The sequence below is a fragment of the Bifidobacterium castoris genome (genome assembly GCF_003952025.1).
GTDB lineage: Bacteria > Actinomycetota > Actinomycetes > Actinomycetales > Bifidobacteriaceae > Bifidobacterium > Bifidobacterium castoris.
Map to the genome: position 1 here is coordinate 16763 of NZ_QXGI01000008.1, position 15305 is coordinate 32067.

Sequence of the window (15305 nt, forward strand, 5' to 3'; positions counted from 1 at the left end):
GGGCGTGGTCGGTGGGTTGGGCGCAACGCAGGGCGGTCGCGGCCCGGGTCGTCCGCGCGGAGCGGCGGCTTGGGGTGCAGACGGTGGGTAAGGTGAGTGCGGGGGCGCTGTTGCGATCACTCCGGGTGCGGGTTGTGTCGTTGGTGTTCGCTCGGAGGGGCGGTTGTGATCGTTTCGGGTGCAGGAGGTGACGGTGGTGTTCGCCAACGGTCCGGTTTGCGATCACTCCGGGTGTGGATCGAGGCCGCGGCGTTCGCCAAGAGGGGCGGTCGTGATCGTTCTGGGTGTACGCTGCACCCAGAACGATCACGACCGGCGTCCTACCGCAGTTTGGCGAGCGCGATCGGCGTCGCGAGCGAGGCGGCGAGCGCGGCTTTCACCAGGTCTCCGGGGATGAACGCGGCGGATGCCATCGCGAGCGGCTTCAGCGGCACATGCGTCGTCGCGGCCTGCACGAGCACGCCGATGCCATCCTGCAACAGGACGCATCCGAGCACGCATGCGCACAGGTATGCGGCGAATACCAGAGCCGGAGCGAACCAAGCGTTTGCGCCGGTGCCGCCGGTGGAACCCGCTGCGCGCGAGCCGGAAGCGTCAGCGAGGCGCATGGCGAATCGGCTTCCATGCGCGCCGAGCAGCGACGTGACGACGCCGGCCGGCAGGAAGGCGTACAGGAATCCGCATGTCGGGCCGATGAGCGCGGCCGTCGACATGCCGCCTGAGAAGACCGGCAGCCCGCACAGTCCCATCGTCAGATAGAGCGCGACCGCGCCCGCGACCCGCCGCCAGTCGAGCGTCACGGCGGCGATCATCAGCACGAGCGTCTGCAGCGTGATCGGCACCGGTGTGCCCGGAATCGCGATGCGGCCGATCGCCGCGGCCGCCCACAGCGCGCCGGCCGTGACCGCCACCGGCAGCACGCCGCCAACGACACGCCGAATGGTGAGTTCTGGTGTCCGTATAGTGAGACTTCCGCTGTGGTTTGAGTGCTGGTTCATCGTCATTTCGTTGTCCTTTGTGTGCTGCTGTGTGATGTGCCGGTTGTGGGCCGCGTCATAGTCGCCGCTCGGCATGTTGCGCCGTTTTCAGCGTCCCGGTTCGTTTCCCGAGGGTCGCCGCTTCCTCCGGGACGCCGACGGTGATCGATGCCTGATCGCGATTCGGTGCCCGTCGCCGCCGGCAACGGACGCCACTGCTGGCGGAATGTGCCGCCCGTAACGGGTGGCCGCCGGCGCGGGCGGATGCCGGTGACGGAATCGGCTGCCCGTAACGGGCTGTGTGCCGCCGGTAGCCGCCGGTAACGGTGTGCCGTCGGTCGCGGAGACGTCCGTCGGTGGCGCGGACGGCCGCCTGTCGCGGGGCCGCCCGCGGCCGGATGCGCCGCTCGCAACGCGGTGCGCCGCCCGTTGCGCCCGAGCCGGCAGGCGCCGCAACGGGGTTCGCCGGCAACGATACGGGATGGGCGGCGGCGGGGTTTTGTTCACGTCCACAAAAGTCGATGGCGATTCTTGTGGGAACGCAAGTGTCGGTGTCCGGCGAAAAAGAGGATGCTGAAACGCATGCTTGACCAAGACTCAACTTCGCGTGCGTCCGCCGCGCATGCGTCGCCGGACGGAGCAGGCGCGCCTCCCGAGGCGGCCTCCGCGCCGACCGCGATGCCATCCACGACTTCGTCCGCCGACCTGTCCATCGCATCTTCGGCGGCCGCCGCATCCTCCACGCCTGCCGAATCTCCAGCCGCAGCCGTCGCATCGACCGAGACCGCGATGCCGACCGTGCCCGCGTCGCCGACCGCACCGTCCACGCCGTCCGGCGCGCCGATGAAGCTGCTCGTCGCGAACCGCGGCGAGATCGCGCTGCGCGTCGTGCGCACGGCGCGGGAGATGGGCGTGCCGACCGTCGTCGTCTACGCCGAACAGGACCGGCACTGCCAGTACGTGCGCATGGCCGACGAGGCGTTCCTGCTGTCCGGCGACACCTATGCGGACACCTACCTCAACGAGGACCTGCTCATCGCAATCATGCGCCGTTCGGGCGCGAACGCCGTCCATCCGGGCTACGGCTTCCTGTCCGAAGTGAGTTCCTTCGCTCGCAAGGTGCTCGCCGAAGGCGCCGTCTGGATCGGTCCGTCGCCGGATGCGCTCGACGCGCTCGGCGACAAGATCAGCGCGCGCCAGGTGGCCGAGAAGGCGCAGGTGCCGCCGGTGCCGGGCATCTCGCACGCCATCGTCGGCATGCGTCCGCTGCTCGACTTCGCGCACACGCACGGCTATCCGCTGATGCTCAAGCGCACCGACGGCGGCGGCGGACGCGGCATCACGCTCGTGCGCAGCGACGACGAGCTGCGCGGCTTCTACCTCAACCACAACGCCGCGCAGGGCGGCGACCTCGCCGACTACTTCGTCGAACGATTCATCGACAACGGCCGGCACGTCGAAACCCAGTGCGGCCGCGACACGCACGGCGGTTTCACCGTCTATTCGACGCGCGACTGCTCGGTGCAGCGGCGCAACCAGAAACTCATCGAGGAGGCGCCCGCGCCGTTCCTGCCCGACGACGTCCTCGCGCAGCTCGAGGACTACTCGCGCCGGCTGTTCGAGACGGTCGGCTATGTGGGGCTCGGCACCTGCGAGTTCATGGTGACGCCGTCCGGCAAGGCGTACTTCCTCGAAGTCAATCCGCGACTCCAGGTCGAGCACACGGTCAGCGAGGAGGTCAGCGGCGTCGATCTCGTGCGCGAACAGCTGACGATCGCCTCCGGCGGCGCGCTCACGCCGGCGCCCGAGCCGCGCGGCCACAGTTTCGAGCTGCGCATCACGAGCGAGGATCCGAAGTCGAACCTGACGCCGTCCGCCGGCACGCTCGAGAAGGTGCGTTGGCCGAGCGGCCCGGGCGTACGCGTCGACTCGGGCGTCCTCGAGGGCGACACGATCTCCCCGAAATTCGATTCGATGATGGGCAAGCTCATCGTCACCGCGCAGGACCGCGCGACGGCCGTCGCACGTGTGCGCCGCGCGCTCGACGAGATCGAGATCGCCGGTGTGCCGACGCCGGTCGAGCTGTACCGCACCGTCTTCGCCGACGACGAATTCACGGCCGAGCACGGCGCCGGCTTCACCGTGAGCACGAAATGGCTCGAACGCAAATACCTCAACCGCGAGCCGGCATCGACGCGCGCCGGGCAGCCGGCGTCGCTGAGCGCGGCCCCGGAGCCGGCCGACGAGCGCACGCCGAGCGAGGAGATCGTCATCGAGATGAACCATCGGCGCGTCGTGCTCACCGTGCCGAGTGACGTCGTCGCGACGCTCACCGGCGGCGCGCGCTCGCGGGCGGCCGAACGTCCGACGCAGCCGCTGCGCGGCCAGGGCATGCATCACGTCGAACGCGGCCGCCAGCGGCAGGACGAGCGCTCCGGCGTCATCGCGTCGCCGATGCAGGCGATCGTCACCCGCATCACCGTGACGCCGGGGCAGCACGTGAGCAAAGGCGACCTGCTCGTCGTGCTCGAGTCGATGAAGATGGAGAACTACGTCTATGCGCCGGTCGACGGCGTCGTCAACGAGATCTTCGCGACCGCCGCGTCCTCCGTCGACGGCGGCGAGACGCTGCTGACGCTCGACGTCGAAGGCGCGCATCGCGACGCGAAGGACACGAAGGACGCACAGGACAAGGGGGAGCGGGCATGAACGACATCACCGAATCGCCGGCGCTGCAGGCGCTCGTCGAAAACGGCACGCTCGACGACGCCGTCGCCGCGGCCTCGAAGGGGCCTGCCGACGCAGCGTCCGCGGCCGACGGCGAACGGCAGCCCATCCGGCCGGCCGTGCTCAAGGCGGCGCAGCTCGCGCGCGACGCCGAGGAGCACGCCCGCGACCGCCAGCACATCAAAGGCAAGCTGACGGCGCGCGAACGGCTCGACCTGCTGCTCGACACCGACACATTCGAGGAGATCGGCCGTTTCAGCGGCGGCGACATCAACGCAGGTTCCGCCGGCGCGGCCGTCATCACCGGATTCGGCGAGATCTACGGGCGCCGCGTCGCCGTCTACGCACAGGACTTCTCGGTGCGCGGCGGCACGCTCGGCACCGCCGAGGGACGCAAGATCTGCCGGCTGATGGACCAGGCGCTCACATTGCGCATCCCGATCATCGCGTTGATCGATTCGGGAGGCGCGCGCATCCAGGAAGGCGTCGCCGCGCTCACGCAGTACGGGCGCATCTTCCGCAGGACCTGCGACGCGAGCGGCTGCGTGCCGCAGATCTCGCTGATCCTCGGGCCGTGCGCGGGCGGCGCCGTCTACTGCCCGGCGCTGACCGACCTGATCATCATGACGCGCGAGAACTCGAACATGTTCGTCACCGGTCCGGACGTCATCAAGGCGGCGACCGGCGAATCGATCAGCATGGACGACCTCGGCGGCGGCTCCGTGCACAGCACGACCTCCGGCGTCGCGCACTATCTGGGCGTCGACGAGGCGGACGCGATCGACTATGCGCGCACCGTGCTCGCGTATCTGCCGGCGAACGCGGGCGAGCAGCCGCCGACCTACTCGTACATGGCGACGCGCGCCGACCATGAGGTCGCGCGGCGTCTGGGCGCGATCGTGCCCGACAACGACCGCCAGCCCTACGACGTGCTCGACGTCATCCGCTGCGTCGTCGACTACGGCGAGTTCGTGCAGGTGCATGAGCTGTTCGCGCCGTCGGCCGTCGTCGGTTTCGCGTGCATCGACGGCCACCCGGTCGGCATCGTCGCGAACCAGCCGAACGTCAACGCCGGCGGCCTCGACGTCGACTCGTCGGAGAAGGTCGCGCGCTTCGTGCGGCTGTGCGACGCGTTCAACCTGCCGGTCGTCACGCTCGTGGACACGCCGGGATACAAGCCGGGCGCCGAACAGGAGCACGCCGGCATCATCCGCCGCGGCGCGAAGGTCATCTACGCGTACGCGAACGCGCAAGTGCCGCTCGTCACGATCGTGCTGCGCAAGGCCTACGGCGGCGCGTACATCGTCATGGGATCGAAGTCGATCGGCGCCGACCTCAACTACGCGTGGCCGGCGGCGCAGATCGCCGTGCTCGGCGCGACCGGCGCCGTCAACATCATCCATCGCAAGGACCTGCAGAAGGCGAGGGACTCCGGACAGGACGTGGAGGCGGCGCGCGCGAGGTACGCGGCCGAATACGAACGCACGACCGTCAACGCGAACCTGTCGATGGAGACCGGGCAGATCGACGCGATGATCGACCCCGAGCAGACGCGCGACACGCTCATCGAAGGACTGCGGCTGCTGCGCGACAAGCCCCGCGCGCGCCGCGGGGACAAGCACCACGGCAACCAGCCGCTGTAGCGACGCCCGTGCGCGGCCGGCATCCGGACGCGGGCCGCGCGAAGACCCCGACCAACCGAAGACCAACCAACCGACAACCGAAGACCATCGAAGAGAAAGCATCCACGATACCGATGAGTACCGCATCCACCGCATCATTCATGGAACGACTCCAGCACGAAACCCACGCCCTGATGTTCGCCGGGCAGTCCACGCCGTGGACGACGGCGCTCGCCGAGCTGATGGACGAGCCGACGACCGCCGCCGCGCTGCGCGCAGCCGCGGGCCGCGCCCACGACCTGCTCGCGCCGGTCGCCGCGCAGCTGCTCGCGACGAGCGGACGCGACGTCGACCTGTTCGGCTTCGACGCGAACCCGGCGACGCTCGGCGCGGCCGCCGAAGCGACGGCGAGCATCGAAGGCATCGCGCTCACCCAGCTCGGCGCGCTGATCGACCTCGACCAGCTCGGCTATTCGCCCGCCACGGCGCGCCCGGTCGCACTGCTCGGCCACTCGCAGGGCATCCTCGGCGTGCACATGGCGCAGGCGATCGCCGACGCCGGCTCGCTCGACGCGGCCGCCGCGCGCATCGACGAGATCCTCGCGATCGCCGCGCTGATCGGCGCCGCCGGAACCCGTGAGGCGCGCGCGCAGCGGATCGTGCGCAAGGCCGGCGACGCGACGCCGATGCTGTCGGTCAAGGGGATCCTTCCGGCGCAGGCGGACGCGCTGATCGCGCGCGTCGCCGACGCCGACGGCCCGATCAGCGTCGCCGTCGTCAACTCGGCGAACCACGTCGTGCTGTCCGGACATCCGCAGGACCTCGAGGCCTTCGCCGACGAGGCGCGGCGCGAGCACCGTCGCCAGGCGCGACTGCGCGCCGACAAGGTGCGCGGCGGCGCCGTCTTCGACCCGGTGCTCGAATACCTCGAGGTGACGTTGCCGTTCCACAGCCCGCTGATGGAGGCGGCCGTCGAACGCACCGTCGCATGGGCGGCCGCCTGCGGCATCGACGAGGAGCGCGCGCGCACGCTCGCCGAGGAGGTGCTCGTCCGTCAGGTCGACTGGAACACGCAGGTCACCGAACTGCTCAGGCAGCACGATCCGCGCACGTTGTGGGCGATCGACCTCGGCCCGGGCATGACGATCGGCAAGCTGTGCGCGGCCGTCGCCGAAGGCACCGGCGTCGGCGTCGTCGAAGCCGCCAACGCCGCGCAGCGCGCCGCACTCGCGACCGCCACCGACGACCCGGCGCGCCTGCAGGACTGGTCGGCGTACGCGCCGCGGCTCGTGGACACGCCGCAGGGCGCGCGCGTCGAGACGGCGTTCACTCGTCTGACCGGCAAGCCGCCGGTGCTGCTCGCCGGCATGACGCCGACGACCGTCGACCCCGAGATCGTCGCGGCGGCCGCGAACGCCGGCTACTGGGCGGAGCTCGCCGGCGGCGGCCAGGTGACGGCCGAGGTCTTCGAACGCCATATGGCCGAGCTCGGCGAACTGCTCGACGAAGGCCGCACCGTCGAGTTCAACGCGATGTTCATGGACCGCTACCTGTGGAACCTGCAGTTCGGCTCGTCGCGCATCGTGCCGAAGAAGCGCGCGTCGGGCGCGCCGATCGACGGCGTCGTCGTCTCCGCGGGCATCCCCGAACTCGACGAGGCGGTCGCGCTCGTCAGGTCGCTCAACGCCGACGGCTTCCCCTACGTGTGCTTCAAGCCGGGCACCGTCGAGCAGATCCGCCAGGTCGTGCGCATCGCGCAGGCCGTCGCGCCGGCGAAGGTGCTCGTGCAGGTCGAAGGCGGCTCGGCCGGCGGCCACCACAGCTGGGAGTCGCTCGACGACCTGCTGCTGGCGACCTACGCGCAGGTGCGCGGACAGCGCAACCTCGTGCTCGTCGTCGGCGGCGGCATCGGCACGCCGGAACGCGGCGCCGACTACATCACCGGCGCATGGGCGACGCGCTACGGCCGTCCGCTGATGCCGGTCGACGGCGTGCTCGTCGGCACCGCCGTCATGACGGCGAAGGAGGCGCACACGTCGCCCGAGGTCAAGCGACTGCTCGTCGAGACGCCGGGCATCACCGCCGCCGACGCCGGCGCGGACGACGTGTTCGCGCCGCTCGGCGAACAGTGGGTGCCGAGCGGCAAGTCCGTCGGCGGTGTGGCGAGCGGCCTGAGCCATCTGCATGCGGACATCTACGAGCTCGAGAACGCCTCCGCGCGCTGCGGCCGCCTGCTCGTGCACGTCATGAAGCACCCCGAGGAGCTCGAATCGCGCCGCGAGGAGATCATCGAGGCGCTCGACCAGACCGCCAAGCCGTATTTCGGCGACCTGAAGACGATGCGCTACGAGGACTGGGCTCGCCGCTTCGCCGAGCTTGCATTCCCGTGGGCCGACGGCACCTACGCGGACCGCTACCTGCATCTGCTGCAGCGCATCGAGGCGCGCGTCATCGACCTCGAACAGGGCGCGTTCACGCCGATGTTCCAGCGCCGCGCCGACGTCGAAGCCGACCCCTTCGCCGCGCTCGCCGCGCTCGTCGAAGCCTACCCGGCGATGCGCGAGCTGACGGTGACGCCGGCCGACGAGGCCTGGTTCACCGAACTCGTGCGCGAATACCCCAAGCCGATGCCGTTCGTGCCGGCGATCGACCACGACCTGCTGCGCTGGTGGGGCCAGGACCAGCTGTGGCAGTCCGAGGACCCGCGCTACCCGGCCGATTCGGTGCGCATCATCCCCGGCCCGATCTCGGTGGCCGGCATCACAACGGTCGACGAGCCGGTCGCCGACATCCTCGACCGCTTCCGCGACGCGATGACGGCGCGTGTGGCCGCCGCCGGCGATGACGTCGCCGCCGACAAGAGCGCCGACCCGCGCTTCGCATTGCTCGACGGCGCCCCCGACGCCGAGGACTTCATCCGCCGCAGCCCGAACATCTCGTGGATCGGCCACCAGACCGCCAATCCGGCCTACGGCACCGTGCGCGGCGACAGGACCTACGAGCTGACCCACCTCGGCCGCGACGAACGGAGCGGCGTCGAGCGCTTCGACCTTGACATCCATCTCGACACCTTCTGGGACGACGACCCGGACGGCGGCGCGACGAAGCATGCGGTGCGCGACATCGTCATCCCGCTCAACGTGGCGGCGGACGCGACCGGCATGATCCCGGTCGTCGACCGCGAGCGCCTGCCCGAACACGTCTACCGCATGCTCGCCGCGACGGCCGGCATCGGCAACACGGCGATCACCGGCGACGAGCTGACGGCGATGCCGCAGATCGCCGCCGCCGACGCCGCGGCGGACGGCGTGGACGCGGACGCCGCGCCCTTCGGCGTCGCGCACGCCGCATACACGCTGTCGGCGAATCTCGGCGCCGACCATGAGGCGGCCACCGGCGGCGCGCTGCCGATCGAACTGACCCCGTCGCGCATCGCGCCGGACGCGCTCGTCGGCCCCGCATGGCCGGCGATCTACGCGGCGCTGGGCTCGGTCAGCGTCGACGGCTACCCGGTCATCGAAGGCCTGCTCAACGCCGTCCACCTCGACCATCTGATCGCGCTGCGGGTCGACGAGGAGACGCTGCTGGCGCACGTCGGCGAGCAGGTCGCGCTCACCAGCTGGGCGGAGCCGTACTTCGAATCGGCGTCGGGCCGCGTCGTGACGATCCATGTGCGGCATACGGCGGCCGACGGCACCGTGCTCGCCGACGAGACGGAACGCTTCGCGATCCGCGGCCGCGCCTACAGCGACGAGCTGCCGGCGCCGGCGGCCGACGACGGCGGCCTCGACGTGGACGTCGCCGCGACGCCGCGCCGTCTGCTGCGCCGCGTCAACGTCAAGGCGCCGCACGAGATGACGGCCTTCGCGCGCACCTCCGGCGACTTCAACCCGATCCACACGTCGCACCGCGGCGCCGCGATCAGCGGACTGTCCCGGCCGCTCGTGCACGGCATGTGGCTGTCGGCGACCGCGCAGCACGCCGTGCAGGCGCTCGACGAGCGCGGCGCGCACTACGAGATCGCCGGCTGGACGTACAACATGTACGGCATGGTGCAGCTCGACGACGACGTGGAGATCAGCGTCGAACGCGTCGGCCATGTCAGGCACGGCGGCCTCGCGCTCGAAGTGACGTGCCGCATCGGCGGACAGCTCGTCAGCCGCGCGACCGCCGTCACGCGCGCGCCGTCCAGCGCCTTCGTCTATCCGGGCCAGGGCATCCAAAGCCAGGGGATGGTGCTCGACGAGCGCATGAAGTCGCCGGCGGCGCGCGACGTGTGGGAGCGCGCCGACAAGCTCACGCGCGACCGCCTCGGGTTCTCGATCCTCGCCGTCGTGCGCGACAACCCGAAGGAGCTGACGGCGAACGGCGTCACCTACCGTCATCCGGAAGGACTGCTCAACCTCACGCAGTTCACGCAGGTCGCGCTCGCGACCGTCGCCTTCGCGCAGACGGCGCGCATGCAGGAGGCGGGCGCCGACATCCGCCCGTCGTACTTCGCCGGCCATTCGCTCGGCGAATACAACGCGCTGAGCTCGTTCGCCCACGTCATCCCGTTGGAGACGGTGCTCGAACTCGTGTTCCACCGCGGCTCGACGATGCACCATCTGATCGACCGCGACGCGCAGGGCCGCTCGAACTACCGCATGGGCGCGTTGAGGCCGAACCAGTTCGGCGTCGACGACGCGCATGTGAAGGCGTATGTGGAGTCGGTCGCCGAGGCGAGCGGCGAGTTCCTCGAGATCGTCAACTACAACCTCGCCGGCCAGCAGTACGCCGTCGCCGGCACGATCGCCGGACTCAAGGCGCTCGCCGACGACGCCGCTCGCCGCGTGGCGGAATTCGGCGGCAAGCCGGCGTTCATGCTCGTGCCGGGCATCGACGTGCCGTTCCATTCGTCGCTGCTGCGCAAGGGCGTTCCCGAGTTCCGCGACAAGCTCGACGCGCTGCTGCCGGCCGAGATCGACTACCGCGGCGCGCTCGAAGGTCACTACATCCCGAACCTCGTGGCCGCGCCGTTCGCGATGAACAAGGAGTTCGCGCGGCTGATCCTCGACGTCGTGCCGAGCGAACGCATCGCCGCCGCGCTCGCCGACGACGCCGTCTGGGACGCCTACGCCGCCGACGACCAGAAGCTCGGCCGTCTGCTGCTCACCGAGCTGCTGTCGTGGCAGTTCGCGTCGCCGGTGCGCTGGATCGAGACGCAGGCGCTGCTCTTCTCCGACCGCACACAGGGCGGCCTCGGCGTCGAGCAGGTCGTCGAGGTCGGCCTCGGCAATGCGCCGACGCTCGCGAACCTCGCCTCCAAGACGCTCAGGTTGCCGCAGTTCGCCCGCCGGCAGGTCGCCGTCTACAACGTCGGCCGCGACGAGGGCCGCGTCTACATGACCGACTCCGACCCGCTCGTCGAAGACGTCGACGTCGAGGAGACGACGACCGAAAACGCACCGGCCGCGGCCGCCCCGGCGGAGCCGCAGCCCGTCGCGCCGGCCGCCGCGGCGCCCGAAGCGCCGGCCGCGCCGGCCGCGGGCGTGTCCGGCGCCGACGTGCCGGACCTCGCGTTCCGCGCGCATGACGGCATCCGGACGCTGCTCGCCTACGCCGCGAAGATCCGACCCGAGCAGATCGGCGACGACGACACGACCGACACGTTGACGAACGGCGTCTCGTCGCGCCGCAACCAGCTGCTGATGGACATCAGCGCCGAACTCGGCGTCGCGAGCGTCGACGGCGCCGCCGAGGCGTCGATCAGCGACCTGAGCGCGCTCGTCGACAAGGTCGCGCCGAACTACAAGGCCTTCGGCCCGGTGCTCGCCGACATCGTGCGCGACCGCGTGCGCGCGCTCTTCGGGGCGGCCGGCGTCAAGCCCGCGCAGATCGAGCGCCGCGTGCATGAGACGTGGGGACTTGGAGACGGATGGGCGAAGCACGTCGTCGCCGAACTCACGCTCGGCGCGCGCGACGGCGCGTCCGCGCGCGGCGGCGACCTCGCGACGCTCGCCGCGACGTCGGCGGCGAACACGAACGCCGCGAACGCGATGATCGACGCGGCCGTGCAGGCCGTCGCCGCCGCGCACGGCGTGCAGGTGGCGATGCCGAGCGCCGGCGCGGCCTTGGGCGGCGTCGTCGATTCGGCGGCCCTCGACGCCTACGCGGCGTCGGTCACCGGTTCCGACGGCGTCCTCGCCGCGACCGCCAGGTTCGTCCTCGGCCAGCTCGGCGTGGACGCCCCGGCGCCGCTGGGCGACGACGACGCCGAGCAGGCGGCCGTCGTCGCCGCCGTCGAGGCCGAACTCGGGTCCGACTGGCCCAAGCAGGTCGCGCCGCGCTTCGACGCGCGCCAGGCGATCCTCTTCGACGACCGCTGGGCGTCGGCACGCGAGGACCTCGCCCGCGCCTACTACAACGGCGACGTCGACGCGATCGCCGGCGACTTCACGGCGGCCGGCGACGCCGTCGCCAAGCAGGCGGCATGGTACGCCGCGCGGACGCAGGACGCCGCGCTCGCCGCACGCTACGGAGAGATCGCGCGGCAGGCGGCGGCCGACAAGGCCGACGTCACGCTCGGCTACGACGGCCAGGTGGCCGTCGTCACCGGCGTCGCTCCGAACTCGATCGCCGCGCAGGTCGTCAACGGGCTGCTCGAAGGCGGCGCGACCGTCATCGCGACGTCGCACAGCTTCAAGCCCTCGGTCAAGGCGTGGGCGCAGTGCAGCTACCGCGAGCATGCGCGCGGCGACGCGAAACTGTGGCTCGTGCCGGCGAACCTGTCGTCGTACCGGGATGTGGACGCGCTCGTCGACTGGGTCGGCCATGTGCAGCGCAAGACGACCGGCGCGACGACGACGGAGCTCAAGCCGGCCTACGAGCCGGACCTGTTCTTCCCGTTCGCGGCGCCGCCGGTGCACGGCTCGCTCGCCGACTCCGGCGCGTTGTTCGAATCGCAGGCGCGTCTGATGCTGTGGGGCGTCGAACGCGCGATCGCCGGCTTCGCGGCCCTCGGCGCCGACACCGACGTGCGCCACCGGCTGCACGTCGTGCTGCCCGGCTCGCCCAACCGCGGCGTCTTCGGCGGTGACGGCGCGTACGGCGAGGTCAAGTCGGCCTTCGACGCGATCGTCAACCGCGCCCGCAGCGAACGTGCATGGTCGGACCGCGTCACCTTCGCGCATCCGAAGATCGGCTGGGTGCGCGGCACCGGGCTCATGGGAGGCAACGACCCGCTCGTCGCCGTCGTCGAACGCCACGGACTGACGACGTACTCCACCGAGCAGATCGCCGCCGAACTGCTCAAGTTGACGACGGCCGAGGCGCGCGCGCAGGCGGCGCGCGCGCCGCTCGACGTCGACCTGACCGGAGGCCTCGGCGCAGAGCCGATCGACATCAAGGCGCTGCGCGCCGAAGCGATCGCCGACGCCGCGCTCGACATGGCCGAAGCGGAGGCCAACGCCGCCGCCGACGACGTGCGGGTCAAGGCGCTGCCGAGCCCGCACGTGCCGAAGCAGGCGGCCGTCGACCTCGCCGACTGGGAGCGGGTGAACGCGCGGCCTGAGGACGAGATCGTCATCGTCTCGATCGGCGAACTCGGCCCGTGGGGGTCGGGACGCACGCGCGCCGAGGCCGAACTCGGCATCCACGCGGACGGCGACGTCGACCTGTCCGCCGGCGCCGTGCTCGAACTCGCCTGGAACATGGGACTGCTCAGCTGGGCGGACTCGCCCAAGCCGGGCTGGTACGACACGGACGGCAACCTCGTGCCGGAATCCGACATCGCCGAACGCTACCACGACGAGGTCGTCGCCAAATCCGGCGTGCGCCCCTTCGCGCTCGGCATGGGCTCCGACTACCGCGACGGCACCGACGAGGAGGAGGCCGAGGTCTACCTCGATCACGACGTCAGCTTCAGCGTGCCGACGCGCGCGATCGCCGGCGAATACATCGCGATGGACGCCGAGCACACGTCGATCATGCCCGACGACGAAAGCGGCGAATGGACGGTGACGCGCCACGCCGGATCGATGATCCGCGTGCCGCGGCGCGCGACGATGACGCGCACCGTCGGCGGCCAGTTCCCGGACGGCTTCGACCCGACGAAGTGGGGCATCCCCGCCTCGATGGTCGGCGACGTGGACCCGATCGCGCTGTGGAACATCGTGACGACCGTCGACGCGTACCTGTCCGCCGGCTTCACGCCGACCGAGATCCTGCAGGCCGTGCACCCGTCGATGGTCGCGAGCACGCAGGGCACCGGCTTCGGCGGCATGGCCTCGATGCGCAAGCTGTACCTCGACCGCTTCCTCGGTCACGAGATCCCGACCGACATCCTGCAGGAGGCGCTGCCGAACGTCGTCGCCGCGCACGTCATGCAAAGCTACATCGGCGGCTACGGCAACATGGTGCAGCCGGTGTCCGCATGCGCGACGGCCGCCGTCTCGCTCGAAGAAGGCGCCGACAAGATCGCGCTCGGCAAGGCCGACTTCGTCGTCACCGGCGCGATCGACGACATCGGCGTCGAATCGGTCATCGGATTCGGCAACATGAACGCGACGGCGAACTCGCGCGAAATGCTCGACAAGGGCATCGACCCGCGGTTCTTCTCGCGGGCGAACGACCGACGTCGCGGCGGCTTCGTCGAATCGCAGGGCGGCGGCACCGTGCTGCTCACGCGCGGCGACATCGCGCTGCGACTGGGACTGCCGGTCGCCGGCGTCATCGGCTTCGTGCACTCCTACGCAGACGGCGCGCACACGTCGATCCCGGCGCCCGGCCTCGGCGCGCTCGCCGCTGGCATGGGCGGCCGCTCGTCGAAGCTCGTGCGCGACCTGGCGGCGCTCGGCGTCACGCCGGACGACATCGCCGTGGTCTCCAAGCATGACACGTCGACGAACGCGAACGATCCGAACGAATCGGAACTGCACAACACGCTCGCCCACGCGATCGGACGCGAGGACGGCAACCCGCTGTTCGTGATCTCGCAGAAGTCGCTGACCGGACATGCGAAGGGCGGTGCGTGCGTGTTCCAGATCAACGGCATCACGCAGCTGTTCCGCTCCGGCGTCGTGCCGGCGAACGCGGCGCTCGAATGCGTCGACCCCAAGCTCGCGCGCGACGACTACATGGTGTGGCTGCGCACGCCGCTCGCCATCGGCTCGCGCAAGACCGTGAAGGCGGCGCTCGCGACGTCGCTCGGCTTCGGACACGTCTCCGGATTCGCGGCGATCGTGCATCCGGGCGCCTTCGAGGCGGCCGTCGAGCACGCGCACGGCGCCGAGGCGCTCGCGGCGTGGCGCTCGCGGGCGAATGCGAGGCTTGCGGCCGGACGGCGCAGGTTCGAGGAGGGCATGATGGGGCGCGCGGCGCTCTACGAGCCGATCGACAACCGCCGGTTCCACGAGGACGGACGCGGCTATGACGCGCATGAGGTCGAGAAGGCGATGCTGCTCGACCCGGATGCGCGACTCGGCGCCGACGGGTTCTTCGCGGCGTAGCGCAGGCTGCGCGAGCGGCGTGGGATACGGTGCCCGCGCCGCTGGTTGCCCGGGATGTGGCGTTGCGCTGCTTGATTGCGTCCCGCTCCGCGTATATGTGCGCGGAGCGGGACGCTGACCGGGCCTTGGGCGTGTCGGATGGCGTATGCGTACGCCGTGCGGCACGCCCCTGTGCGTTACGGCGTCCTGATACGCGTAGCCGTGCGCGGTATGGGACGCTGGTGGGCGTTGCGGCGTCGCGGGGCGCGTAGCTGTGCGCGGTGTGGGACGCCGAGGGATGCGTGGGCGTGCCGGGGAGCGTAGTTGTGCGCAGCGTAGGACGACAAGGGGCTGGTTGGTGGCACGGGGAGCGTATGCGTGCGCGGGATGGGACGCTGGCGGGCGTTGTGGCGTCGCGGGTCGCGTAGTCGTGCGCGGTGTGGGACGGTAAGAATCTGGTCGGCGTCTTGGACAGCGTATGCGTGCGCGGGACAGGACGCTGGCGGAAGTTG

3 protein-coding genes and 2 pseudogenes are annotated in these 15305 nt (G+C 70.8%); 4 read left to right on the plus strand and 1 reads right to left on the minus strand.

The genetic code is table 11. The features are described 5' to 3' along the window. Positions 1-320: 320 nt before the first annotated feature. Positions 321-1004 (minus strand): biotin transporter BioY, encoded by a 684-nt coding sequence (locus D2E22_RS08305; protein WP_164518484.1) that lies wholly within the window; start codon positions 1002-1004, stop codon positions 321-323. A gap of 816 nt (positions 1005-1820) precedes the next feature. Between D2E22_RS08305 and D2E22_RS08310 the strand changes: the two genes are divergently transcribed. From D2E22_RS08310 to D2E22_RS11015, 4 genes and pseudogenes are all read left to right on the plus strand, one after another. After that, on the plus strand, positions 1821-3686 hold the full coding sequence (locus tag D2E22_RS08310) for an ATP-binding protein (protein WP_126032726.1): 1866 nt from the start codon (positions 1821-1823) through the stop codon (positions 3684-3686). Then, positions 3683-5347 (plus strand): acyl-CoA carboxylase subunit beta, encoded by a 1665-nt coding sequence (locus tag D2E22_RS08315; protein WP_126032631.1) that lies wholly within the window; start codon positions 3683-3685, stop codon positions 5345-5347. The genes D2E22_RS08310 and D2E22_RS08315 overlap by 4 nt, the downstream gene beginning before the upstream one ends. Positions 5348-5460: 113 nt before the next feature. Then, a pseudogene (locus D2E22_RS08320) lies at positions 5461-11740 on the plus strand (fatty acid synthase subunit beta domain-containing protein); the annotation flags it as partial. 170 nt (positions 11741-11910) lie between these two features. Beyond that, positions 11911-14814: pseudogene (locus tag D2E22_RS11015) on the plus strand (beta-ketoacyl synthase N-terminal-like domain-containing protein); the annotation flags it as partial. Between the last annotated feature and the right edge of the window lie 491 nt (positions 14815-15305).